Annotated in this window: 20 protein-coding genes and 2 pseudogenes; 4 read left to right on the plus strand and 18 right to left on the minus strand. The window is 62.9% G+C overall.

The window, feature by feature from the left end; genetic code table 11:
* Positions 1-110 precede the first annotated feature (110 nt).
* Both LB571_RS06335 and LB571_RS06340 read left to right on the plus strand, forming a co-directional pair.
* Positions 111-317 carry a DUF680 domain-containing protein gene (locus tag LB571_RS06335; RefSeq protein ID WP_015314342.1) on the plus strand — a complete coding sequence of 69 codons (207 nt, stop codon included), beginning with the start codon at positions 111-113 and terminating at the stop codon, positions 315-317.
* A 70-nt stretch (positions 318-387) separates the two neighbouring features.
* Positions 388-637: pseudogene (locus LB571_RS06340) on the plus strand (DUF680 domain-containing protein).
* A 73-nt stretch (positions 638-710) separates the two neighbouring features.
* On the opposite strand, the gene LB571_RS06345 reads toward LB571_RS06340, so the two are convergent.
* The 5 genes from LB571_RS06345 to LB571_RS06365 all read right to left on the minus strand — a co-directional run bounded on the left by LB571_RS06345 (position 711) and on the right by LB571_RS06365 (position 7,220).
* Positions 711-1,823, minus strand: coding sequence for an ABC transporter ATP-binding protein (locus LB571_RS06345; protein ID WP_015314340.1), 1,113 nt, complete (start codon positions 1,821-1,823; stop codon positions 711-713).
* Positions 1,824-1,852: 29 nt separating this feature from the next.
* The gene (locus LB571_RS06350) at positions 1,853-3,517 is read right to left on the minus strand and encodes an alpha-glucosidase (protein WP_224593074.1); all 1,665 of its coding nucleotides are present in this window, start codon (positions 3,515-3,517) and stop codon (positions 1,853-1,855) included.
* Positions 3,518-3,521: 4 nt separating this feature from the next.
* Positions 3,522-4,676 carry a carbohydrate ABC transporter permease gene (locus LB571_RS06355; protein WP_140660093.1) on the minus strand — a complete coding sequence of 385 codons (1,155 nt, stop codon included), beginning with the start codon at positions 4,674-4,676 and terminating at the stop codon, positions 3,522-3,524.
* Between the two features lies 1 nt (position 4,677).
* A complete protein-coding gene (locus LB571_RS06360; protein WP_140615092.1) occupies positions 4,678-5,691 on the minus strand; it encodes a carbohydrate ABC transporter permease in 1,014 nt (337 codons plus the stop codon).
* A 173-nt stretch (positions 5,692-5,864) separates the two neighbouring features.
* Positions 5,865-7,220: an ABC transporter substrate-binding protein gene (locus LB571_RS06365; protein ID WP_140615090.1), complete on the minus strand. Its 1,356-nt coding sequence runs from the start codon at positions 7,218-7,220 to the stop codon at positions 5,865-5,867.
* Between the two features lie 364 nt (positions 7,221-7,584).
* Between LB571_RS06365 and LB571_RS06370 the strand changes: the two genes are divergently transcribed.
* Complete coding sequence (locus LB571_RS06370) at positions 7,585-8,607, plus strand: substrate-binding domain-containing protein (RefSeq protein WP_224593088.1); 1,023 nt, start codon at positions 7,585-7,587, stop codon at positions 8,605-8,607.
* 58 nt (positions 8,608-8,665) lie between these two features.
* On the opposite strand, the gene LB571_RS06375 is transcribed toward LB571_RS06370, so the two are convergent.
* On the minus strand, positions 8,666-9,574 hold the full coding sequence (locus LB571_RS06375; protein WP_224593091.1) for a LysR family transcriptional regulator: 909 nt from the start codon (positions 9,572-9,574) through the stop codon (positions 8,666-8,668).
* A 99-nt stretch (positions 9,575-9,673) separates the two neighbouring features.
* Between LB571_RS06375 and LB571_RS06380 the strand changes: the two genes are divergently transcribed.
* Positions 9,674-10,207 carry a hypothetical protein gene (locus LB571_RS06380; RefSeq protein WP_224593094.1) on the plus strand — a complete coding sequence of 178 codons (534 nt, stop codon included), beginning with the start codon at positions 9,674-9,676 and terminating at the stop codon, positions 10,205-10,207.
* Here the strand turns inward: LB571_RS06380 and LB571_RS06385 are convergent.
* The 12 genes and pseudogenes from LB571_RS06385 to LB571_RS06440 form a co-directional block, all read right to left on the minus strand.
* Complete coding sequence (locus LB571_RS06385) at positions 10,179-11,618, minus strand: S8 family serine peptidase (protein ID WP_224593096.1); 1,440 nt, start codon at positions 11,616-11,618, stop codon at positions 10,179-10,181. The genes LB571_RS06380 and LB571_RS06385 overlap by 29 nt on opposite strands.
* On the minus strand, positions 11,608-12,276 hold the full coding sequence (locus LB571_RS06390) for an anti-sigma factor (RefSeq protein WP_224593099.1): 669 nt from the start codon (positions 12,274-12,276) through the stop codon (positions 11,608-11,610). The genes LB571_RS06385 and LB571_RS06390 overlap by 11 nt, the downstream gene beginning before the upstream one ends.
* Positions 12,273-12,839, minus strand: a complete 567-nt coding sequence (locus LB571_RS06395; protein ID WP_023772366.1) for a sigma-70 family RNA polymerase sigma factor — start codon at positions 12,837-12,839, stop codon at positions 12,273-12,275. The genes LB571_RS06390 and LB571_RS06395 overlap by 4 nt, the downstream gene beginning before the upstream one ends.
* Before the next feature lie 182 nt (positions 12,840-13,021).
* Entirely contained in the window at positions 13,022-13,861 is an 840-nt protein-coding gene (locus LB571_RS06400) for an alkaline phosphatase family protein (protein WP_140615078.1), read from the minus strand.
* 83 nt (positions 13,862-13,944) lie between these two features.
* Entirely contained in the window at positions 13,945-15,531 is a 1,587-nt protein-coding gene (locus LB571_RS06405) for an ABC transporter substrate-binding protein (RefSeq protein ID WP_140875760.1), read from the minus strand.
* Between the two features lie 222 nt (positions 15,532-15,753).
* Complete coding sequence (locus LB571_RS06410; RefSeq protein WP_140714441.1) at positions 15,754-17,409, minus strand: ABC transporter ATP-binding protein; 1,656 nt, start codon at positions 17,407-17,409, stop codon at positions 15,754-15,756.
* Positions 17,409-18,233: an ABC transporter permease gene (locus LB571_RS06415; protein WP_140821691.1), complete on the minus strand. Its 825-nt coding sequence runs from the start codon at positions 18,231-18,233 to the stop codon at positions 17,409-17,411. Before LB571_RS06415 ends, LB571_RS06410 begins: the two co-directional genes overlap by 1 nt.
* A gap of 10 nt (positions 18,234-18,243) precedes the next feature.
* Positions 18,244-19,203 carry an ABC transporter permease gene (locus LB571_RS06420; RefSeq protein WP_015314326.1) on the minus strand — a complete coding sequence of 320 codons (960 nt, stop codon included), beginning with the start codon at positions 19,201-19,203 and terminating at the stop codon, positions 18,244-18,246.
* 16 nt (positions 19,204-19,219) lie between these two features.
* A complete protein-coding gene (locus LB571_RS06425) occupies positions 19,220-20,806 on the minus strand; it encodes an ABC transporter substrate-binding protein (RefSeq protein ID WP_140875758.1) in 1,587 nt (528 codons plus the stop codon).
* Between the two features lie 154 nt (positions 20,807-20,960).
* Positions 20,961-22,946 (minus strand): CocE/NonD family hydrolase, encoded by a 1,986-nt coding sequence (locus tag LB571_RS06430; protein ID WP_224593103.1) that lies wholly within the window; start codon positions 22,944-22,946, stop codon positions 20,961-20,963.
* 79 nt (positions 22,947-23,025) lie between these two features.
* The gene (locus tag LB571_RS06435; RefSeq protein ID WP_224593106.1) at positions 23,026-23,451 is read right to left on the minus strand and encodes a type II toxin-antitoxin system MqsA family antitoxin; all 426 of its coding nucleotides are present in this window, start codon (positions 23,449-23,451) and stop codon (positions 23,026-23,028) included.
* Positions 23,448-23,726: pseudogene (locus LB571_RS06440) on the minus strand (type II toxin-antitoxin system MqsR family toxin); the annotation flags it as partial. The gene LB571_RS06435 and the pseudogene LB571_RS06440, both read right to left, overlap by 4 nt.
* Positions 23,727-23,751 lie beyond the last annotated feature (25 nt).

Raw genomic sequence — 23,751 nt, forward strand, 5'->3', positions numbered from 1 at the left:
CTGTCCAGCAGGGCAGCGACCGCAACCTCTTCGGCCATTAACGGCCATCCCACGGCCGGTGGGCTCTGGCCCGCCGGCAGCCGGACTTCCAAAATTCAGGAGTACCTAACATGAACAAGATCCTTATTGCTGCCGCCGCCGTTCTGGCCCTTTCTGGCAGCGCTTTCGCCGGCAGCGACAACTATGGCTCCAACGGCGCCAATCAGGCTGCTGCCGCTTCGACCGACAATTCGAATACCGCGTCGATCGGCAAGTCGGCTCCGGCCACCTCGGCGCCTGTCCAGCAGGGCAGCGACCGCAACCTCTTCGGCCATTAACGGCCATCCCACGGCCGGTGGGCTCTGGCCCGCCGGTCCGCGGGACTTCCAAAATTCAGGAGTACCTAAAATGAACAAGATCCTCATTGCCGCCGCCGCCGTTCTGGCCGTCTCCGGCAGCGCCTTCGCCGGCAGCGACAATTATGGCTCCAACGGCGTCAACCAGCCCACTGCTTCGTCGACTGTCAATGTCAGATACGTCGCATACAGGTGCGATCCGCAACAGCGATTCGCCTGTCTACAAGCTGCTCAACTCGTCCGGCGACGTGCAGAAGCCGGTCCATCAGGGTGCCGATCGCAATCTCTTCGGCAACAACTAACCAGCCTGTGCAGACAAGAAGAGCGGCGGGCCAGGCCCGCCGCTCTTGTTCTTTCATTACCGGACGGCCGTCTTCAGGCCGCCTTTGCTTCCGCTTCGTGGAGGGCAAAGGAGCGACCATCCGCATCGAAGATATGGAGATCGCCGGCATTGGCGGTCAGCCGCAGCGTCGAGCCGCGCTTGACCTCGACATTGCCCGGCAGCTTGGTCACCAGCGGCAGGTCGGCCCGGCCGATATCGACATAGACCAGCTGGACCTCGCCAAGCTGTTCGAGATAATCGACGGTCCCCTCGAACAGATAATCCGCACCGCTGGCGATCGCGAGATCTTCCGGCCGTACGCCGAAGCTGACCGCCGCTCCCTTTGCCGAAGCAGGTGTCGCGATCGGCACCGTCGCCTTGCGGCCGCCAACATGGCTGACGATGGTCGGATTGCCCGTCTTGTCGACCGTCGCCGGCAGGATGTTCATGGCCGGCGAGCCGATGAACTGGGCGACGAAGAGGTTGCCGGGGTTCTTGTAGAGTTCCATGGGCGTGCCGACCTGCTCGATGTGCCCGTCCTTCAGCACGACGATGCGGTCGGCCAGCGTCATCGCCTCGACCTGGTCGTGCGTGACGTAGATCATGGTCGTGTTGGGCATCGATTCCTTGAGCTTGGCGATCTCGATGCGCGTCGCAACGCGCAATGCGGCGTCAAGGTTCGACAGCGGTTCGTCGAACAGGAACACCTTCGGATTGCGCACGATGGCGCGGCCGATGGCGACGCGCTGCCGCTGGCCGCCCGACATCGCCTTGGGCAGACGGTCGAGATATTTGGTCAGCTGCAGGATCTCGGCGGCTTGCCGAACCCTTTTGTCGATCTCGGCCTTGCTTTCCCCACCGATCTTCATCGAGAAGGCCATGTTGTCGTAGACGGTCATGTGCGGGTAGAGGGCATAGGACTGGAACACCATGGCGATGCCGCGCTTCGAGGGTGGCACGTCGTTGACCACGTGGCCGTCGATCTTGAGTTCACCCGACGTGATTTCCTCGAGCCCGGCGATCGAGCGCAGCAAGGTCGACTTGCCGCAGCCCGACGGGCCGACGAAGACTATGAACTCGCCCGATTTGATGTCGAGGTCGATGCCGTGGAGAATGTTAAGATTGCCATAGGACTTCTTCACTTGTCTCAAATTGACATCGGCCATTGGTTTCCTCCAGTGATTCCTCGGATGTTTCAGCCTATGCGTCCGAACCAGGCGCCATAGCCGCCGAGCTCGACCGACCCGGTGCTCGCCTGCCCGGAGAGCCCGTGTCCCGGCAAAGGTTGCAGGGTTCGGTTGCCGAGGTCAACCTTCGCCGGCCTTGCGCCCAGATTGAAGACGCAGACGATCTCCTCATTGCCTGCCCGGCGGGTGAAGGCGACGGTGTCGCCCTGGCTTTCGATGAAGGCGATGTCCCCCTTGGCCAGCGCCGGATGGGCGCGGCGGAAAGAAAGAAAGCGCCGGTAATGCTCAAGCAGGGAGGTTTCGTCGCCTTGCTGCACGTTGACCGCCTGCGGCAGATGCTCGGCCGGTACCGGCAACCAGGGTTTTGCCTGGGAGAAGCCGCCATTCCTTGCATTGCCATCCCACACCATGGGCGTGCGGCAGCCGTCGCGGCCCTTGAATTCAGGCCAGAAACGGATGCCGTAGGGATCCTGCAGATCCTCGAAGCGCAGGTCGGCCTCGCCGAGGCCGAGTTCTTCGCCCTGGTAGATGCAGACCGAACCGCGCAGCGACATCAGCAATGCCGAGATGACCTTGAGATAGGCCGATGGGTCGGCCTCGTCGGCGGCCCAGCGCGAGGCCGGCCGCATCACGTCATGGTTGGAAAATGCCCAGCACGACCAGCCGTCGCTGGCCACCCGGCCAAAAGCTTCCAGCACAGAGCGGACCTTGGCGGCACTGATCTTTTCCGGCGCCAGGAAGTCGAAGGAATAGCACATGTGTACGCGCTTGCCGCCGGCGGTATAGGCGGCGACCACGTCCAGCCCGCGCTGCGAATCGCCGACTTCGCCGACCGCTGCGGTCGCCGTGTACTCGTCGAGCAGCGCGCGGAAGCGCTCGAGAAAGGCGAGGTTCTCCGGACGGCTCTTGTCGTAGATATGATCCTGGTAGTTGTAGGGATTGACCGCCGGCGCGGTCTGGTCGTTGCGCTGTTCCGGCGGCAGCGGCGGGTTGTTTTCCAGCCCCTGGCTGTGGAAGTAAAAATTGATGGTGTCGAGGCGAAAGCCGTCGACGCCGCGTTCCAGCCAGAAGCGGGTGACGTCGAGCAGCGCATCCTGGACCTGGCGATTATGGAAGTTGAGGTCCGGCTGCTCGGCCAGGAAATTGTGCAGGTAGTATTGCTGGCGGCTGGTGTCCCATTGCCAGGCCGAGCCGCCAAAGATCGACAGCCAGTTGTTGGGCGGCGTGCCGTCGGGTCTTGCATCCGCCCAGACATACCAGTCGGCCTTGGGATTGGTGCGGCTTGAGCGGCTTTCCTTGAACCAGGGGTGGATGTCGGCGGTATGCGACAGCACCTCGTCGATCATCACCTTGAGGCCCAGTCGGTGCGCCTCCGCCGTCAGCGCATCGAAATCCGCCAGCGTACCGAACATCGGGTCGACGTCACAATAATCCGAGACGTCATAGCCGAAATCCTTCATTGGCGATTTGAAGAAAGGCGAGATCCAGATGGCGTCCGCGCCAAGGGCGGCAATGTAGGGCAGCCTGCCGATGATGCCCTTGAGGTCGCCGATGCCGTCGCCATTGGAATCCTGATAGCTGCGCGGATAGATCTGGTAGATCACCGCGCCCCGCCACCAGTCGCGGTCGATGGCGGGGTCTGGTTTCGAAGTCGCCTTCAAAGCCGATTGCATGGTCTCAACCTCCTTTCACCGAGCCGGCCAGCAGCCCGCGGACGAAATAACGCTGCAGCGAGAAGAAGACGATCAGCGGCACGATGATGGTGATGAAGGCCGATGTCGTCAGGATCTCCCAGTTGCCGCCACGCGAGCCAAGCAGCGCATTGAGCTTGGCCGTCAGCACGATCTGATCGGGCGCCGTTCCGAGGAAAACCATTGCCACCAGGAGATCGTTCCATACCCACAGGAATTGGAAGATGGCGAAGGAGGCAAGCACCGGGAAGGACAGCGGCAGCACGATCTTGACGAAGATCTCGAAATCGCTGGCGCCGTCGATGCGCGCCGATTCCATGATCTCGCGCGGCAGGCCGGCAATATAGCTTCGCAAGAGGTAGATGGCGAAGGGCAGTCCGAAGCCGGTATGCGCCAGCCAGATGCCGAGATAGGTCTTGGACGGCACGCCGAAGAACGTGCCGACGCCATTGTAGAGCTTCAGAAGTGGAATGAGCGACATCTGCAGCGGCACCACCAGCAGGCCGATGACGACGGCGATCAGGAGCGCGCGGCCTGGAAAGCGCATCCAGGCCAGTGCGTAAGCCGCAAAGGCCGCGATCAGGATCGGGATGACGGTCGCCGGGATGGTGACCGTTAGCGAATTCATGAAGGAGCGGCCGATGCCTTCGGAAAACAGCACGGTCTGATAATTGTCGGTGGTGAATTTCGGCGGCGCCGACGAAGCATAGTAGACGCGCTGGCCCCGGTCGCCCTCGAACGCCTTTGGCGAGGCCATGACGAAGCTGCCGTCGGCGTTGAGTTGCAGGGTCACGCCGTCACCGAGATCGGCTGATGTGCCGGCAGGATACTGCGTCGGTGCCGCCGCCCTGACGCCGAAGGCGCTTATCGCGCGCTTGGCCCCGTCGCCGAAGATGTTGCCCTGGAGAACGAACTTGCCGTCCTTTTCTATTTGTGTGGAGGCGGCCGGTAGTCGGCCGGCTTCTGTCTGGCTGGAACTGGCGAAGGAATTCCACCAACCCGAGGCGATGATCTGGTCCTTGTCGCGCAGCGACGAAACGAGGATGCCGAGCGTCGGGATGGTCCAGATCACCACGAAGACGAGCACCGCGATATGGACGCCGAAACGGCTGGCGAAGGAATTTCCGGTCGCGACGGCCATCTCAGTGCCCTCCCGTCTCTTTGTTGGCCTGGCGGATGTTCCAGACCATGATCGGAATGACGGCAATCATGATGATGATGGCTATGGTCGCGCCGCGGCCGAAATCGCCGCCGCCGCGGAACATCCAGTCGAACATCAGATTGGCCAGCACCTGGCTGTTCCATTGACCGTTGGTCATGGTCAGAACGATGTCGAACACTTTCAGCACCAGGATGGTGATGGTGGTCCATACCACCGCGATGGTGCCCCAGATCTGCGGCACCATGATCTTCCAGAAGATCTGGAACGGGTTGGCGCCGTCTATGACCGCGGCTTCCAGTGTTTCTTCGGGGATGCCGCGCAGCGCCGAGGACAGGATGACCATGGCAAAGCCGGTCTGGATCCAGATCAGGATGACCATCAGGAAGAAGTTGTTCCAGAACGGCAGCGATATCCAGACCTGCGGCTGGCCGCCGAAATACTGGATGATGGCGTTGAGCAGGCCGATCTGGATCTGGCCCTGGCCACGATATTCGTAGATGAACTTCCAGATCACGCTGGCGCCGACGAAGGAGATGGCCAGCGGCAGGAAGATCAGGCTTTTGGCAATCGTTCCCCACCATATCTTGTCGGTGAGCACGGCGATGATCAGGCCGAGGAAGGTGCAGGCCGCCGGCACCACCGCCAGCCACAATATGTTGTTGCGGATGGCGTTTCGCAGATCCGGATCGCGCAGCGCCCATTCATAGTTGGCGAACCCCACGAAACTCGTGCCGCCGCGATCGAAGAAGGACAGCCACAGCGTCGCGATCACCGGATAGACCAGGTAGATGGTCAGGATGATCAGCGCCGGACCCACGAACAACCAGGGCCGCACCAATCCCTGCCGGCGCAGATTGTTGACGGCGGCCGCTCCGGACACTCCGCGCGCGGGGAAGATCAGGTCAAGCAGTTTGTTGGCGCCCCAGAAATAGGCGACGCAGCCGCCGACGCCGATGATGATGACGAATATTGCCGAGAAAATCTGAGCCGCCATGGGTCCCTCTCCCTGCGCGTGACCGGCCAGCGGTGCTGGCGACCGATGCGCCGACTTTCAGTTATTCGGAACAATCGAAATGCGAAGCTTCCGGCGTGCCCCGCCGGTCGGATCCGGGCCGTAGCCCGAATCCAGTAGCAAGATGAGGAAAGATCAGGTCGCGCCGGAGCGGCCTATTTGATGGCGTCCCAGCTCTTCTGGATGTCGGTGGCGACGTCCTGGGCGGACTTGCCGCCGACCAGGTCGATCATGCCAGTCCAGAACGAGCCGGCGCCGACCTTGCCGGGCATCAGGTCGGAGCCGTCGAAGCGCACCGTCGTGGCGCCGACCAGGATCTCGCCCTGCTTCTTCAGCGCATCGCTGCCATAGGCGTCCTTGTTGGCCCCCTTGAAGGGTGTGACGAAGCTCTTCTGTGCCATCCACAATTCATGCGCGAGCGGCATTTGCAGGAACTTGATGAATTCGCGCGATGCCTTGGAATCCTTGGTGATCATCACCAGCGTTCCGGCGACTTCCAGCGGCGTCCCGAGCTCCGGCTTGGAGCCGTAGGGCGGGTAGGGGAAGAAGTCCGCATCCTGGCCAAGCTTCACGCCTTCCGGGAAGAAGGAGGGGATGAACGATGCCTGATGGTGCATGTAGCACTTCGGCGGTACGGTGAAGAGGCCCTTCGGGCTGTCGCGGAAGTCGGTCGCCGCGACCGCCTTGGCGCCGCCGTCGACCATCTTGTCGTCGGTGGCGATCTTGCCGAAGATGTCGATAGCGTTGACCACGGCCGGGTCGTTGAACGGAATCTCGTTCTTCACCCACTTGTCGTAGACTTCGGGAGTCTGCGTGCGCAGCATGATGTCCTCGACCCAGTCGGTCGCCGGCCAGCCCGTCGCGCCGCCCGAACCAAGCCCGATACACCACGGCTTGCCGCCATCGGCGATGATCTTCTTCTCGAGTTCGGCAAGTTCTTCCTGCGTCTTCGGCACCTTGTAGCCAGCTTCCTCGAAATTGTCGGGCGAGTACCAGACCAGCCCCTTCACGTCGATCTTGTAGGGAAAGGCATAGAAGCCCGGCTTGCCGTCCTTGCCGTTGTAAGTTCCGAGCTTGGCCCAGGAGTCGCCGGCGGCGTAATTCTCCTTGACCCAGGCTGCGACGTCGTCGCCGAGCGGGGTCAGCACGCCCTTGGAAGCGAGGTCCTGGATGAGGCCCGGCTGCGGCAGGACGGCGATGTTGGGCGGGCTGCCGGCCTGGGTGTCGATGACGATCTGCTGCTCGTAGTTCTCGGACGAGGAATATTTGACCTCTGCGCCGGTGGCTTCGGAGAAATAATCAAGTACCGACCGGACAAGCGTCTCGTCCTCGCCACGCCACGGTCCGAAGATGGTCAGGGTCTCGCCCTTGAGGTCGACTTTCTTGAGGTCCTCGTAATTCGCCCAGTTGAAGCGCTTGTCCTCGCCCGGCTTGAACTTCAGTTCGGCATGCGCGGGCGCGCTCAGGGCGAATGCGGCAGACGCAACACCCAGCAAAAGCATTTTCTTCATCGGTATTCCTCCCAGTGGGTCATCCACACCGGACGGAACCTCCATTCCGCCCGCCGACGCCGCAGGACTGTGACTCAGTCGCAAGGGAACCGCAACCTTTCGAACAGTCTTCCAAAGCGCTTTGGCTTTGTTGATCTCGCCACTGAATCGGACAGGTGTCAAGGGGGAGCAGGAACTAATCGATTTAGTCGCCGTCTGCCAGGGTCCAAAAATTTGCACCGCAACATGCTTTTTCGGCACTGCAGCAGCAATTTTCGTTTCAAACCGGGCCCCGGCACGCTTATGGTCCATGTGGAGTTGGCCACGCCCTTGTGGCGTTTGGGTCGATTCAATTTAAAAGCGCTTTGAGGCAGGGAGGCCTCTCGTGAACCTCAAGCAACTCGCGCATATGCTGGCGCTTTCCCAGACCACGGTAAGCCGGGCGCTGAACGGCTATCCCGAAGTCAACGAGGAAACCCGCAGGCGTGTCATGGACGCAGCCAAGCGCCACGGCTATCGCCCCAATCCGAGTGCGCGCCGGCTGGCCACGGGTAAGTCCGGAATGATCGGCTATGTCCTGCCGACGGGTGCAGCCGTCGACATCGATCCCCATTTCGTCGAATTCCTGTCCGGTCTTGGCGACTATGCCCGCTCGCACGAGCTCGACCTTGTCCTGTCACCGACCGATGCCGATGACCAGGAAACGACCTACCGCCGCATCGTCGCCAACCGGCAGGTCGATGCCGTCTACATCTCTTCGCCGAGGCCGCAGGACAGGCGCGTGGCGCTGGTCAACACGCTCGGCATTCCTTTCATCGTCCATGGCCGCAGCGAGGGCCTGAATTTCGACTATCCCTTTCTCGACATCGACAATGAAAGCGCCTTCCACGAAGCCGCGCGGCTGCTCGTCCAACTCGGCCACCGGCGGCTGGCGCTGATCAATGGCGACGACCGCGAGACCTTTGCCATCCACCGCGAGCGCGGCCTGCGCCGGGCGCTGGCCGCCAGTGGCCTGGCATTGGACGATCGCCATGTCTGCTCGCTCGTCATGACCGAGGAGAACGGCTATCGCGCCGCCCGGCGCCTGCTCGAACAGGAAGGCGCGCCGACGGCAATCGCCTGTTCCAGCCTGATCATGGCGCTCGGTGTCGTGCGCGCGGTGCGCGACCTTGGCCTCAGCATTCCCGGCGACGTCTCGCTGATTGCCCATGACGACGTTTTTCCCTGGCTGAAGCCGGAGAATTTTTCCGTGCCGCTGTCCACGACGCGCTCGTCGATCCGGCTGGCCGGCGCACGCATCGCCGAGCGGCTGGCGGCGCGGATATCGGGACTGGAGGAGGGCGCGCGCGGCGAGGTCTGGCCAGTCGACCTGGTGGTCAGGGGATCGGTCGCCGGCGCGCCGGCCTGACCACTCGCCAGCGGGGTCAATTGCTGGAACGACTTCTGCGCTGCCTCTACCCGTTGTCTCAGACCGCGGATTTAAGATGATCGATGAAGGCGCGCAGCTTCGGCAGGACCTGGCGCTTGCCAGGATGATAGAGGAAGACGCCAGGTGTCGCGCCGGCAAAGTGTTCCAGCACCGGTTTGAGTTTTCCCTGTTCTATTGCGCCGTCGGCGACAGGCCGAGGCGTCTGCGCCAGGCCGACGCCTTGGATCGCGGCCCCCAGCAAGGTTGGATAGTCATGCGCGATCAGCGGGCCCGAGACGACCGCCTCGATCGCCCCGCTGCCGTCGGCGAAGGACCAGGGTGCGACGGCGCCGTTCGCGCGGCGCAGGCGCAGGCAGGCGTGGTGGCGCAGATCGGTGATCTGTTCTGGCTGGCCGTGGCGCTCGAGATAGTCCGGGCTGCCGACGACCACGAAGGAGAAGGGCGGCGTCAGCCGCACCGCGATCATGTCGGGCGCTATGAACTGGCCCAGCCGGATGCCGGCATCGAATCCGCCGGCGGCGAGATCGACCATCTCGTCGCTGGCGGCGATCTCCAGTTCGATCTCGGGATAGGCCCGGCAGAACGACGCGATCATAGGCTCCAGGATCAGCGGCACGACCGCGCGGGGCACGGACAGTCGCAAAAGCCCGGTCGGCCGCTGGCCGACATCGCGGGCGACCTCGCCTGCGGCCATGATCTCCTCGAAGGCAGGTCCGGCGCGGTCGAGGAACCGCTGGCCAGCCTCGGTCAGGCCGACGCTTCGGGTCGTGCGGGCAAACAGGGCCGCACCGATGCGGGCTTCCAGCGCGCGCACCGCCTGGCTTACCGCGGACGGCGTTACCGTCAGTTCGGCCGCGGCACGGCGGAAGTTACGATGCCGCGCGACGGCCAGGAACACCTCGACCCCGTCCAACGCACCGTGCCGGATTGTGTATCTCTGCTTCATAGGCTGTTCTGATTACAGCGGATGGCCGAACTATGAAAGCAGTCTTAGCTAACGGTCGAAGTGCGCGGGACCGCATGACCACCTGTTGCGAGGAAACCGATGTCAACGCCGATGCTGTTCCAGATCCAACTCGTCCTGGGCTATGTCGCATGGCTGCTTTGCTTCGGTGCATATGGCCTGCCATGGCTGGACTCGATGGATCGCATGGCGGCGCAACGCGCCATTGCCACGCTGCACAGTTTCCGCTTCTTCGGTCTCGTGTTCCTGCTTCCGGGCGTAGTCGGCCCCAATCTGCCTGCCGGCTTCGCCATGTTCGCCGCCTATGGCGACTTCGCCACCGGGGTGCTGGCCATGCTGGCATTGCTGACGGTCAGAGTTCGCCTGCTCTTCTGGGCATTCGTCGTCGCCTTCAATGTTGTCGGAATGGCTGACCTTGTCGTCGACTATTACCACGCCATCCAGACAGACCTTCCCGAGCATGCGGAGCAGTTGGGAGCCACCTATGCGATTCCCATCATCTACGTGCCGCTGCTGATGATCACGCACATCGCCGCGTTCTGGTTCCTGCTTCGTCCCGGCAAAGCGCGGCGTGAGCCGTCGTTGGCTATTCCTTCGCCGTCCCTGCAGCCTTGATGTCCAGCAGGCCGTAGCCGAAATCATTGTCGCGCCCCTTAAGCCCGAGATCCTTCGCGGTCGCCGCAAGCGCCTTCTCGATGTCGTCGGCCGAGCGGTCGGGCGTGGCATGGATGAGGTTGGCGATGGCGCCGCTGACGATTGCCGCGGCAAACGAGGTGCCGGTAACGACATCCGAGCCGGCGCCGCTCGGCGCCACCATGTCGACGCCCGGCGCCGAGATGAACACATAGGCGCCGCGATTGGCCTGCGGCATCAGCGCATCCTTGGCGTCGGTGGCCGTCACGGCGATGACGCCGTCAAAGGCGGCCGGATAGCCATAGGGCGCCTTCGGCCCGTTATTGCCGGCCGCCGCCACCAGCACCATGCCAAGCGCCCGTGCATTGCGGCAGGCAGTGCCGAGCAGGTCGTTTTTCGGTCCGACGAAGCTCATATTGATGATGCTGACATTCTGGTCCGCCGCCCAGTCGAGCGCCGACAGGATGACGTCCATGGTCGACTTGCCGCCCTCGAAGGCGCGCGCATGGTAGATCCTGGCGCCCGGCGCCATGCCTTCCAGCGGGCCGACGCCGGCAATCAGACCGTCGATCGAAGTGCCGTGGTCGCGCTTTTCGATCGGCACGTCGGGCATGGCGTCGAACTGCGCGGCGATGACGCCGGCAAGCGCCGGATTGCTGTCGTCGATGCCGGTATCGATGACGGCGACGCGCACGTTCTCGCCGCTGGCCTGTTTGGCGTCGAGCGCGATGCGGTCGAAGGCATAGTTGACGATGCCGGCCGCCTGCTGCAGCGAGTAGATGTGGTTGGGCTCGCGGCGCCGCGTGCGGCCGTCGGCGGCAAGCTGCGCCAGCACCACGCCGACAGGGCGGCCATCGGGAATGCCGAAACGCACCAAAGTGGCGCCAAGCAGCCGGGACTGGCGCTGCGAGCGCACTTCTAGGCCGAAGGAAGCGGCGATCTGCTGCACGGCGCCGGCATCGCCATCGACCGTCACCAGCACCTCGTCCGGCACGAACTCCCCGGTCACGGCGCGCCGCGACTGGACGGTGATGAGATCGGTCGGCGAGACGATCGGTCCACTGGCTGGTGGGCCGGCCTGGTTGCCCCCGGGGGAAGTCGCGGGCTCCGGCCGTGGTGCCGGCACCGGTGCAGGAGGGGCGGCCGGATTGGGGAAAAGGTCGACGATCAAGGCGGGCAGAAAAACGGCGCTGGCCTGGGCCGCACCCGACCCGCCTTTGGTGGCGCCGCCGTCCTTGACGCAGTCGGCCGCCATTGCATTGGCCTCGTTGCTGCAATCGATTTTGGCCCGCTCGGGATTGCCGTCGTTGGTCTGCGCCGACACAGGCACGGCGGCGATTGTCATCGCCGCCGCAAGGACAGCCGCAAATCGAATGACCGCCTCAGCCGCCATCAACAGGTTTCCTTCCCTCGATCACAGTCTCGGCGAAAGGCTGGGCGGCAATAAGGCTGCGCGCCTTCTCGTAGTCGGCGGCTGTCGTCGCCGGAATGGCGAGCCTGAAGATGCCATCGGCGGTCGGTCCGCCGATGATCTTGAGCTTGTTGGCGTCGAGGAAGACGGCAATGTCGGCCATCCTGGCGTCCGGCTTGAACTTGACCAGCGCAAACGGCAATTTGGCCAGATCGTCTTGTGCGCCGGCGATCTCGAAATTGCCGCCCCTGCCGCCGGGCTGCACCAGCGACTGCACCGCGATCAAGGCCAGCAGAACCGCGGCCGCCGCCCAGGCGACGCCGACCGGCACCGCCATGAAACGGCCCCACGCCTGCGCCAGCCAGGACGATCCTGCCGGCCTGCGTGCAGGCCCGGCCTCCGCGTCCAGCGCCTTGGCGAAGCGGCTGAGCGCATCGGCCGGCGGGCGGATCGCCTCATTGGCCGCCGCCGTGCCGGAGAACTCGGCTTCCGCCTCGCCAAGCGCGGCAAGTGCCGAGGGATCGTTGGCCAGCCATTCTTCGACGGCTTCCAGATCCGAACCTTCCAGCGAACCGTTCAGATAGAACGGCAGCAGCGTCTCCATTTCGTCGCGGCGCGACATCCTTTCAGCGGCGCTCATGGCCACCCCCTGTCGTAACCGGCGGCTTTCAGGGCTTCGCCGAGTTTCTTGCGGGCGTAGAACATACGGGTTTTGACGGTCGCGACCGGAATATCGAGCACCTCGGCGATCTCGGTCACCGACTGGCCCTGATAATAGGCGAGGTCGATCACCGTGCGGTGCTCCTCGGGCAGGGCGTCAATCAGGCGGCGCAAGGCGGCGGCCTTATCCTCCTTCATGGTGACGACCTCGGGCGTGTCGGCGCTGTCGGGCACCGCGGCGGCGGCCTCGTCGTCGATCCAGTCTTCCTTCTTCTTGCGCAGCAGCGACAGCGCCTTGAAGCGGGCGATGCCGAGCAGCCACGTCGAGACTTCGGAGCGCCCTTCGAAACCCGGCGCTTGGCGCCACAGTTCGAGAAACACCTCGTTGGCGATATCGTCAGCCATCATTTCCGATCCCGTCTGGCGCGCCACGAAGCGGTAGACCCGCGCGTGGTGACGCATGAACAGGAGCCGCACGGCGGCCCGGTCGCCCTTCGCGACCCGGTCGACAAGCGCGCGATCGGTCTCCGTCGCCGCTGTCATGGCCGGTCGAGCCGCCTGGCTCCTGTTTGCTCTGTCGCCGATCGGTCCAAAAAGGTTCATCCTCCGCCAAGGAATTTTGGGAGGCTAACCGAAGAGCGGGGCGGTTGCCAGAGCATCCCTTCGCCCCGTTTAGGGGGAAAAGGTGCCGGCGGGCGGATGAGAGGAGGCGCCAGCCGCCCCGATCAGGTGAGAAAAGCCTTCGCCTTCATCGTCGCCGGCACCGGCACGCCCAGCCGGCTCAACACCGTTGGCGCCAGTTGCAACTGGTCGAGCAGCGTGTCGGCTTCCGGCCCTTTGCCTTGTCCGAAATAATACAGCGCGAAATCCTGCATCTCGTCGTCATGGCCGCCATGGTGACCGCGGTCGGTCTGGCCATGGTCGGCGGTGACCATGACCTCGTAGCCGGCTTCGATCCAGCCCGGCAGGAAGGCTGCCAGCATGCCGTCCATGGCGTAGCAGGCATGGTCCATCTCGTGGCAGTCGTGACCGAAGCGATGGCCCATCGAGTCCAGCGTGCAGGTGTGCAGGATGCCGTAGTCAATGCCGTGGCGCCGGGTGAGCATGGTCAGCGTCGCGAACAGGTCGACATCGCTCGGCGTCATCTGGTTCTTGAGATTGTAGCCGGTCATGGTGTGGAAGCGGCCATGCGTGATCGGTCCGCCGGGCTCGTCATATTCCATGTCTTCGACGAGGTCGAAGGGGTAGGAACGGAAGAATTCAGACCAGTAGGAATGGGTAACCGCGCCGGTCCTGCCGCCGGCCTTGCTGACTTCCGAGAAGATATCGGGCTGTCCGACGCGAAACCGGTTTTCGTTGGACAGGATCCCGTGCACCTGCGGCGAAACGCCGGTGTGGATCGAGGCATAGCAGCAGGCCGAGGTCGACGGCAGCACCGAGCGCATCTTCCACACCCGCGCCTCGCCCGATTGCACCCAACCCTCGAGATTGCCCATCAGCCGGCGCCAGTTGCGGTAGGGAACGCCATCGAGGATGATCAGCAGAAGCTTGGATTGGATCGCCACCGGTTACTCCACGCGATTGTCTGTTGAAACGAGTGCGCCGCGTGTCGTTGGGACACGCGGCGCTTTTCAATATGAGACAGATGTCAGGCGTTCAGCCAGCATTCTCCCAGCGCGTACCCATCCATCATTTCGCCGATCGGGTTCTTGACCCAGCCGCTGATCTTGTTGGTGGCGGCCGCGTCGATGAACTGGTTGAAGAAGGGCACGATCAGGCCGCCTTCGTCGCGCATCATGACCGCCATGTCGTGGTAGATCGCCTTGCGCTTGTCCTGGTCGAGCTCGCCGCGCGCGGTGAACAGCATCTTGTCGAATCCCGGCCGCTTGAAGCGCGTGTCGTTCCAGTCGGCTGTCGAGACGTAACCGGTGGAATACATCTGGTCCTGCGTGGCGCGGCCGCCCCAATAGGAGAGCGAGAAGGGCTTCTTGTTCCACACCTCGGACCAGTAGCCATCGCCGGGCTCGCGCTTGATCTCGATCTTGATCCCGGCTTTGGCCGCACTCTGCTGATAGAGCTGGGCGGCGTCGACGGCGCCGGGGAAGGCGACATCGGAGGTACGCAGAAGGACCGAGCCGCTATGGCCCGACTTCTTGTAGAGGGCGGCGGCCTTTTCGGGATCGAATTTGCGCTGCTCGATGGCGGTAAACAGCGGGTAGGCTTCGTTGATGGGGAAGTCGTTGCCCACCGAGCCGTAGCCGCGCAGAATCTTCTCCAGCATTTCCTCGCGGTCCATGGCGAGCTTGAGCGCCATACGCAGATCGTTGCTGTCGAAGGGGGCGGTGTCGCAGAACATGTTGAACGGGTAGTAGCCCTTGCCAGACACGTTCTCGATACTTACGCCGGCAATGCGCTTGACCAGATCGACAACCTTCGGCTCGACGCGGTTGATCATGTGGACCTGACCGCCCTGGAGGGCAGCGAGACGCGCCGTCGCGTCGTTGATGACGACGATCTCGACCTGGTCGGCATGGCCGGCCTTGTCGCCCTGCCAGTAGTTGGCAAAGCGTTCGCCGCCATGGCGCACGCCCGGCTGGTTGACGGTGACCTTGTAGGGACCGGCGCTGATGCCGGCATTCGGGTTGTCCTTGCCGCCATTCGGCTGGATGACGAGATGGTAGTCGGCCATCAGATAGGGGAAGTCGGCGTCTGCATCGCCGAGCGTGACGATCACTTCCTTGCCGCTCGCCTTGACGCCCTTGATGTTCTTGAGGATACCGAGCGCGCCCGACTTCGACTTCTCGTCGGCATGGCGCTCGATGGTGGCGGCAACGTCTTCGGCGTTTACCGTCTTGCCATTGTGGAATTCGATGCCGTCACGGACCTTGATCGTCCACGTCTTGGCGTCCTTGGAAGCACCGATGTCTTCGGCGATCAGGTTTACCAGCTTGTTGTCTGGGCTTAACCGGGCAAGATACTCGCCCCACTGCTTGCTGAAACTGTAGGTGACCTGGCTGAGGTTCAGGGCAGGGTCGAGGCTGTTGGTCGATTCACCGCCCTGCAGGCCGGCCTTGATGATGCCGCCCTTGACCGGGCTCTGCGCGAAGGCCCTCCCGGCCAGCGTCGTTGCCAGCGCGGCGGACACGCCGAGCGCCGCGGTGCGGCCAAGAAAGTCGCGACGCGATATCCGGCCCTGGCCAGCGAGATCGGCGAGATGATCGAGTTCAGTCTTCATGTCCTACCCCTTGTTGAAACAACGCCGCACCAGTGGCGCCCGTCCAAAGGACGTGTGGCGCCCTAGTGTTGCATGCGGATGACGGCCGCCATCTCCCCTGGTTGGCGGATCGCTGGGTGCCTAGAGCAATTCCAGGAAAAGTGTGAACGGTTTTTCCATCCGGAATTGCATAAAAACAAAGAGATAGAGCAGTTCACCGTTCCCGTGAAACCGTGAACTGCGCTAGTTCCCGGCGCTGGCCATGCGCCGCCCCTTGATCGCCTTTTCCAGCCAGCCGATCTCCATCTCCGGGACCGATGACAAGAGAAGGTCGGTGTAGTCATCGAAGGGGGGCGTCAGCACCTTGCTCTTCGAACCATAGCGCACCACCTCGCCGCGGTACATCACAGCGATCGAATCGGCGATCGACTTCACCGTCGCCAGATCGTGGGTGATGAACAGATAGGCGACGTTCTCCTCCTTCTGCAGTTCAAGCAGAAGCTTCAGGATGCCGTGCGCCACCAAGGGGTCAAGCGCCGAGGTCACCTCGTCACAAATGATCAGCTTGGGTTTTGCCGCGAGCGAGCGGGCGATGCAAACACGCTGTTTCTGGCCGCCGGAAAGCTCGGCCGGGTAACGGTCGACAAAGCCCTTGCCCATTTCGATCTTGTCGAGCAGTTCGGCGACGCGGGCATCGCGCTGTTTGCCGCGCATGCCGAAATAGAATTCGAGCGGCCGGCCGATGATGGTGCCGACGGTCTGGCGCGGGTTCATCGCCACGTCGGCCATCTGATAGATCATCTGCAGCTGGCGCAAATCCTCCTTCGGCCGGTCGGCAAGCCGGTTGGCCAACGGGCGTCCGTCGAACGTGACGGTGCCCTGCTCGGGTGGCAAAAGTCCGGTTATGGCGCGCGCCAGCGTCGATTTTCCTGAGCCGGATTCGCCAACCACCGCCAATGTCTGGCCGGGGTAGATATCGACCGAGACGTTCTTCAGCACCTTGACCTGGCCGCCGCCATAGGCAGCGGTGACGTTCTTGACCGACAGGAACGGCGTGGTGCCGGGGTTCTGCTCGGCATGTTCGATCTCGTGCACCGAAACCAGGGCGTTGGTGTATTCCTGGCGCGGTTCCTTGATGATCTGGCGGGTGCCGCCCCATTCGACCAGCCGGCCGTGGCGCAGCACCATGATCTCGTCCGAGACTTGGGCAACGACGGCCAAATCGTGCGTGATATAGAGCGCCGCCACATGGGTGTCGCGGATGGCGTCCTTGATCGCCGCCAGCACGTCGATCTGCGTCGTCACGTCGAGTGCCGTCGTCGGTTCGTCGAAGACGATCAGGTCAGGCTCCGAGCACAGCGCCATAGCCGTCATGACGCGCTGCAGCTGGCCGCCTGACACCTGGTGCGGAAAGCGTTCGCCGATGGCTTCCGGGTTCGGCAGGCTGAGCTTCTTGAACAGCGCGATCGCGCGTTTCTCGGCCTCCGCCCGTGTCGCCGTCCCGTGCAGCAGCGTGGCTTCCACCACCTGGTCCATCAGCCTGTGCGCCGGGTTGAAAGCGGCCGCCGCCGACTGCGCGACATAGCAGACCTCGCGGCCACGCAGCTTGCGGAAACCTTCCTTGCCGCCCTTCAGGATGTCGCGGCCGTTGAGCAGCACCTCGCCACCGGTGATGCGCACGCCGCCACGGCCATAGCCCATGGACGACAGGCCGATGGTCGACTTGCCGGCTCCGGATTCGCCGATCAGGCCGAGCACCTTGCCCTTCTCCAGCGTCAGCGAGACGTCGTGCACGAGCACGATATTCTTCGGCGCCTCACCTGGCGGATAGACCGTCGCCTCGATGCGCAAATTGCGGATATCGAGCAGAGGGGTGGACTTTGCCTTCACGTCGGCCATCATCCGCGTCCTCCCTTCAGGCTTGTCGTGCGGTTCAGCACCCAGTCGGCCACAAGATTGACCGAGATCGCCAGTGCTGCGATCGCGGCCGCGGGAATGAGCGCGGCGCCTATGCCGAACACGATGCCGTCCTTGTTCTCCTTCACCATGCCGCCCCAGTCGGCGTCCGGCGGCTGCACGCCGAGGCCGAGAAAGGACAACGTCGACAGGAACAGCACCGCATAGATGAAGCGCAGGCCGAGCTCGGAGATCAGCGGCGACAGCGCATTGGGCAGGATTTCGCGGAAAATGATCCAGGCGCTGCCTTCGCCGCGCAGCTTGGCGGCCTCGACATAGTCCATGACGTTGATGTCGACGGCGACCGCGCGCGACAGGCGATAGACGCGCGTCGAGTCGAGAATGCCCATCACCAGGATCAGCGTCACCAGGTTGGTTGGCAGCACTGAGAGCACCACCAGGCCCATGATCAGTGTCGGGATCGACATCAGGAGATCGACGAGGCGCGACAGGATCGTATCGAACCAGCCGCCGAACACGGCCGCCGAAAAGCCAAGTATGGCGCCGAGCGAGAACGACAGCGCGGTGGCCAGCACGGCGATAAACAAGGTGATGCGGGCGCCATAGATCATCCGGGACAGCAAATCGCGGCCGAGATTGTCGGTGCCCAGCCAATGCGCCGCCGATATCGGCTCCCAGACATCGCCGACAATTTCGGCATTGTCATGCGGTGAGATCCAGGGCGCGAAGATCGCCGCCAGCACGAACAGTGCCGTCAGGACAATGCCGATCAGCGCGGGGACGGGGATGCGTTTGATATCGAGCATATCAGCCCCCCTATTTCGGATGGCGGAGACGCGGATTGGCGACGATCGCCGCTATGTCCGCGATGATGTTGAGACTGATGTAGACGGCGGCGAAGATCAGGCCGACGGCCTGTACCACCGGCACGTCACGCTTGGTGACGTGATCGACGAGATATTGCCCCATGCCGGGATAGACGAAAATCACCTCGACCACGACGACGCCGACAATGAGATAGGCGAGGTTGAGCATGACGACGTTGATGATCGGCGCGATGGCATTGGGGAAGGCGTGCTTGCGGATGACGTTGAACGCCGACAGGCCTTTCAGTTCCGCCGTCTCGACATAGGCCGACTGCATGACATTGAGGATCGCCGCTCGCGTCATGCGCATCATGTGGGCGAGCACCACCAGCGTCAGCGCCGTCGCCGGCAGCGCGATCGCCTGCATCCGCTCACCGAAGGGCATGCCTTCGTAGACAGTCGAGATGCCGGGAAAGATCTGCCACTTCACGGCGAAGAAATAGACCAGCACATAGCCGATGAAGAATTCGGGGAAGGAGGTCGAGGCCAGTGCCAGCCCGGAGATCAGCTTGTCGACCCAGCCATTGCGGTAGCGCACCGCGATCAGGCCCAGGATGATGGCCAGCGGTACGGCCACGATCGCCGCCCAGAAGGCGAGGAACAGTGTGTTCCACAGGCGCGACTTGATCGAGGTTGCGATATCCTGCCCGCTCGACATCGCCGTGCCGAGGTCGCCGGTCAGAACGCCGCCGAGCCAGTGGAAATACCTGACATAGGCGGGGTCGTTCAGCCCGAGCTGCTCGCGCAGATTGGCGAGCGATTCCGGCGTCGCGGATTGTCCCAGAATTGCTTGCGCGACATCGCCTGGCAGAATCTGCGTGCCGGCGAAGATCAGGACCGAGATGGCCAACAGAAGGAGGATGCCCAGCGCAATGCGCTGGGCAATGAGTTTCAGGATGGGTGAAGACATCTCTGCAAAGCCGGACTCAGGCCTGCAGCCAGCACTTCGCCAGGGCGTAGCCGTTCATCAGTTCCTGGTGCGGATCATCCACCCAGCCATCGACCTTGGCGCCGGTGGCGTCGATGAACTGGTTGAACATCGGCAGGATCAGGCCGCCGTCGTCGCGGACCATGACAGCCATGTCATGGTACATCTGCTTGCGCTTGGCCTCGTCGAGTTCGGCGCGCGCCGCCAGCACCATCTTGTCGAAATCCGGGCGCTTGAAACGCGTGTCGTTCCAGTCTGCCGTCGACAGATAGGCGGTCGAATACATCTGGTCCTGCGTCGAGCGGCCGCCCCAGTAGGAGGCGCAGAAGGGCTGCTTGTTCCAGACCTCGTTCCAGTAGCCGTCGCCGGGCTCTCGCTTGAGCTCGATCTTGATCCCGGCCTTGGCCGCGCTCTGCTGGAACAACTGGGACGCATCGACGGCGCCGGGGAAAGCCACGTCCGAGGTCCTGAGCAGAACGGTGCCGTCATGGCCTGATTTCTTGTAGTGGAACTTGGCCTTGTCGGGATCGTACTTGCGCTGCTCGATCTCACTGAACAGCGGATAGGAGGCGTTGATCGGGAAGTCGTTGCCGAGCGAGCCGTAGCCGCGCAGCACCTTGGTCAGCATCTCCTCGCGGTCGATCGCCAGCTTCAGCGCCATCCTGAGGTCGTTGTTGTCGAACGGCGCCGTGTTGCAATGCATGATGAACACGTAGTGGCCGGGACCGGCGTGGTTGCGGATGGTCACGCCCGGCACGCGCTTGATCAGGTCGACGATCTTCGGCTCGACGCGGTTGATCATGTTGACCTGGCCGCCCTGCAGCGCTGCCGTGCGGGCGGTCGCGTCATTGATGACGATGACCTCGATCTGGTCGGCATGGCCCATCTTGTCGCCCTGCCAGTAATTGGCGAAGCGCTCGCCGCCATGGCGCACGCCAGGCTCGTTGGTCTTAACCACGTATGGCCCTGCCGAGATGCCGGCATCTGGCTTGTCCTTGCCGCCATTGGGCTGAACGATCAGGTGATAGTCGCTGAGCAAATAGGGAAGGTCGGCATTGGCCTCCTTCAGCGTCAGCACCACTTCCTTGCCGCTGGCCTTGATGGTGTCGATGCCCTTCATGTAGCCGAGCGCGCCGGATTTCGACTTCTCGTCCGAATGGCGCTCCAGCGTGGCGGCCACGTCCTCCGCGGTCACGGTCTTGCCGTTGTGGAATTCGACGCCGTCGCGGATCTTCAGCGTCCAGGTCTTGGCGTCCTTGGACGAGCCGATGTCTTCAGCGATGCGGTTCTCGAGCTTGCCTTCCGGCGACAGCTCGACGATCATTTCGCCCCAGCACTTGCCGAAGGCGAACGGCACCTGCGTCATCATCAGCGCCGGGTCGAGGCTGTTGGTGGATTCACCGCCGACCAGGCCGGCCTTCAGCGTACCGCCCTTGACCGGACCCGCCGCCCGCGCCGCGCTCGAAAGCAGCGCGTTGGCGAAGGGTGCGGCGATGCCGAGCGCTGCCGCCCGGCCGAGAAAATCACGACGGCTCAGTTTGCCGGACGCAACGCGCCAGCTAAGGAATTCCAGTTCGTTTGACATTTGAGTTCCTCACTCTGTTGGTTCGACTCTGCGGTCGATTTTCTTGCTTCTTGTTAAAGGGAATAATGACCGCAAGGGAAAGCGGTAAGCAAGACCGAATGCGACATGCCGTGGCGTAAATCGCACGTCGCATTTGGATCAATGATTTCAACGCTCAAACAAGCGCACGCGGGACCTTTTCATCGAAATCGCGCTCGAAGACGAGTTTTTCGCCCTCATAGGCTTCGATTCGGGCGCTGACGATGAAGTTTTGCGTGTCCGACCGCATCTGCGCCCATGTCTCGGTACGGACCGACCATCCATTTCGCGACAGGGTCTGCGTCCAGTGTGTTTTTCCCGAGGCTGACAGGGGATCGTCAGGTTGGATGGTCCAGGTTTCGCGGGCAATGCTGCCGTTGACCAGTCCGTGGTCGAGATCGCGCACTTCGCCGAAGTCGTCCGTTATCGACAGCGTGACAATCCCGGTCTTTTCGTCGCGATCGACATGGCGTTCGGAATTGGCGGGCCGAACCGTCTCGGTCGCCCACGGCGTAGCACCTTCCGGCTCGGCGAAAACGGCTTCGTCGCCTGTTGCCAGCAGGCGCAACGGTACCGATAGCGTGGCCGCCGACACGGTCAGTCGTACCGGCTCGGGCGAGGGCCAGATAGCGGGCCAGTAGGCAGTCGAAACGGCGACGCGCAGACGATGGCCGGCCGGCACGCGGTAGGCGCATTGATCGAGCACGACACGGACCGAAACCGTCTCCCCGGGGACCAGCGCCTCGGGGAATTCATGCGAGCTGCGGTGCGTCAGATTGAGCACGCCATAGGAGATCAGTTCCGAGTCGCCGTCGGGATGCACGTCGCAGAGCCGGACAGCGATGTTGGCCTGGGGCCGATCCGAGGCAAGCTGGACCTCAAGCTCCGGCGCGCCGACGATCTCGATCGGTTTGGTGAGCTCAGGCTGGTCGAAACAGGCCGACAGCCCATCATCAGGACGCTGATCGCCCGGCAGTTCCGGTCCGAAGGTGAACGGAAAGTATTCGCCGCCGGCAAGCCCACAGGTTTGCGGCGAAGCGACGGTTGAAGGCCCTGCACCCGGAGCCATGAGCTCGAGCGCTTCAATCGTTATGTTGGACGATGGCCATTCCTGCTCGGCTATCCAGCGGCCGGGCCGCTCCGGATGCCAGCGCGCGGGACGCACGCTGTCCATCACATAGGCGCGGTAGTCGGGATCGGCCTCGACGCCGGTCTCGGCGCCCTTCAGCCAGCGGTCCCACCAGCGCAGCGCTTCCTGGAGGAAGCCGATGGCTGGCTTGGGGCCGGCATAGTGCGGGTATTTGTGGATCCACGGTCCGACGATGCCCTTGACCGGTGCCTCGATGTTGCTGACGAGGTGCGAGATCGTGTTGCGGTAGCCGTCGTGCCAGCCGCCGATCGACAGCACAGCCGCCTTGACGGCCGAAAAATCCTCGCAAATCGAACCGCGCTTCCAATAGGCGTCGCGATGCTGGTGGCTGAGCCACAGCGGCGCCATGAAGGTCAGGTTCTCCAGCCGGGTCATCCAGAGGTCGCGCCATCTGTTGTCGCCGGCAATCAGCGGATCCGGCGGCCGCGACGAATAGGACAGCATGGTCGAGGCCCAGCCGAAATTTTCGTTCAAAAGGCAGCCGCCCTTGTAGTGGATGTCGTCGGCATAGCGGTCGACGGTCGAGCACAGGCTGATCACCGCCTTGAGCGCCGGCGGCTGTTTGGCCGCCACCTGCAGGCAGTTGAAGCCGCCCCAGGAAATACCCATCATGCCGACATTGCCGTTGCACCAGGGCTGGGCCGCCGCCCAGGCGATGACATCGCAGGCGTCCTGCAGTTCCTGCTCGGAATATTCGTCGTCCATCAGCCCTTCGGAATCGCCATTGCCGCGCATGTCGACGCGGATCGAGGCATAGCCGTGGCCGGCGAAATAGGGATGGGTAAGCTGATCGCGAAAGATCGTGCCGTCGCGCTTGCGGTAGGGCAGGTGTTCGAGGATGGCAGGCACCGGATGGTCGCCCGCGTCCTCCGGCATCCACACCCGAGCCGACAGCCGGCAGCCATCGGGCATGACGATGCCCATATCGGGAAATTCGACGACCTTGCGGGGAAATTCGGTGATGATTTTCATGGCAGGCATAACGCTCCGCGGCACGAGAACTTTCAATCGCCATTCGCGACTGGAGCAGCGAAATATGCGACCTGTGCCGCTACCGCAATTCGTCGAGCAGTTCGGGATGTCTCTCCAGCAATGTCATCAATTGAATGGTCGGGCCACTCGGTTCGATCAAGCCTCTTTCATACTTGTCGAAGGCGTTCTCGCCGACCTTGAACAAGGATCCGGCCTCGCGCTGCGACAGCTTGAGCTTCGTGCGCATGCGGCGGATGGTTGACGGGGCCGGCACGCCGTCGATCTTCTCCTTGAGCGCGCGCAACCCGGCATCAACGGCGGCCATGTCGTCGCCGACATGCACACCCTCGCCATCCGATGGAGGATAGTAGCCGGGCAGGTCGACGATCATGCTCTCGCCTTTATAGGTGACGGTGAATGGACGGACTCCGCGCATCAACGTTTCTCCGGTTTCGGGGGAGACCATCTTATTCGTTTCACTGCTCTCCCTTGTCGCCATGGTCATTTCTCCTTGAATGACATGATCGTGAATTCGGTCACGATATCCGCCTGGAATTTCACATAGAGAAGCATGTCACGCGCTGGCACGTGATAGACATCCTGCCACACTCGATGATCCGCGAAAGTCGTCATCGACTTTACAAACATCTTCCGCGTCATGCTGTCGATCACCTCGATCAAACCGGCGCGATCGAAGCCCAGCCCAACAGCATCCCGCAGTGCGGACGTTGTGATCGCCAGCGTGTCGACAGACCCAAATGTCGTCTTGATTGCATCAAGATCGTAAGTGGGTCAGCGCTTATCC

This window comes from Mesorhizobium sp. BR1-1-4, from assembly GCF_020165375.1.
GTDB classification, from domain to species: Bacteria; Pseudomonadota; Alphaproteobacteria; order Rhizobiales; family Rhizobiaceae; genus Mesorhizobium; species Mesorhizobium australicum.

Coding starts and splice junctions, on each gene's coding strand:
- LB571_RS06335 (WP_015314342.1), top strand. CDS start 111: ATGAACAAGATCCTTATTGCTGCCGCCGCCGTTCTGGCCCTTTCTGGC.
- LB571_RS06345 (WP_015314340.1), bottom strand. CDS start 1,823: ATGGCCGATGTCAATTTGAGACAAGTGAAGAAGTCCTATGGCAATCTT.
- LB571_RS06350 (WP_224593074.1), bottom strand. CDS start 3,517: ATGCAATCGGCTTTGAAGGCGACTTCGAAACCAGACCCCGCCATCGAC.
- LB571_RS06355 (WP_140660093.1), bottom strand. CDS start 4,676: ATGGCCGTCGCGACCGGAAATTCCTTCGCCAGCCGTTTCGGCGTCCAT.
- LB571_RS06360 (WP_140615092.1), bottom strand. CDS start 5,691: ATGGCGGCTCAGATTTTCTCGGCAATATTCGTCATCATCATCGGCGTC.
- LB571_RS06365 (WP_140615090.1), bottom strand. CDS start 7,220: ATGAAGAAAATGCTTTTGCTGGGTGTTGCGTCTGCCGCATTCGCCCTG.
- LB571_RS06375 (WP_224593091.1), bottom strand. CDS start 9,574: ATGAAGCAGAGATACACAATCCGGCACGGTGCGTTGGACGGGGTCGAG.
- LB571_RS06380 (WP_224593094.1), top strand. CDS start 9,674: ATGTCAACGCCGATGCTGTTCCAGATCCAACTCGTCCTGGGCTATGTC.
- LB571_RS06385 (WP_224593096.1), bottom strand. CDS start 11,618: ATGGCGGCTGAGGCGGTCATTCGATTTGCGGCTGTCCTTGCGGCGGCG.
- LB571_RS06390 (WP_224593099.1), bottom strand. CDS start 12,276: ATGAGCGCCGCTGAAAGGATGTCGCGCCGCGACGAAATGGAGACGCTG.
- LB571_RS06395 (WP_023772366.1), bottom strand. CDS start 12,839: ATGACAGCGGCGACGGAGACCGATCGCGCGCTTGTCGACCGGGTCGCG.
- LB571_RS06405 (WP_140875760.1), bottom strand. CDS start 15,531: ATGAAGACTGAACTCGATCATCTCGCCGATCTCGCTGGCCAGGGCCGG.
- LB571_RS06410 (WP_140714441.1), bottom strand. CDS start 17,409: ATGGCCGACGTGAAGGCAAAGTCCACCCCTCTGCTCGATATCCGCAAT.
- LB571_RS06415 (WP_140821691.1), bottom strand. CDS start 18,233: ATGCTCGATATCAAACGCATCCCCGTCCCCGCGCTGATCGGCATTGTC.
- LB571_RS06420 (WP_015314326.1), bottom strand. CDS start 19,203: ATGTCTTCACCCATCCTGAAACTCATTGCCCAGCGCATTGCGCTGGGC.
- LB571_RS06425 (WP_140875758.1), bottom strand. CDS start 20,806: ATGTCAAACGAACTGGAATTCCTTAGCTGGCGCGTTGCGTCCGGCAAA.
- LB571_RS06430 (WP_224593103.1), bottom strand. CDS start 22,946: ATGAAAATCATCACCGAATTTCCCCGCAAGGTCGTCGAATTTCCCGAT.
- LB571_RS06435 (WP_224593106.1), bottom strand. CDS start 23,451: ATGACCATGGCGACAAGGGAGAGCAGTGAAACGAATAAGATGGTCTCC.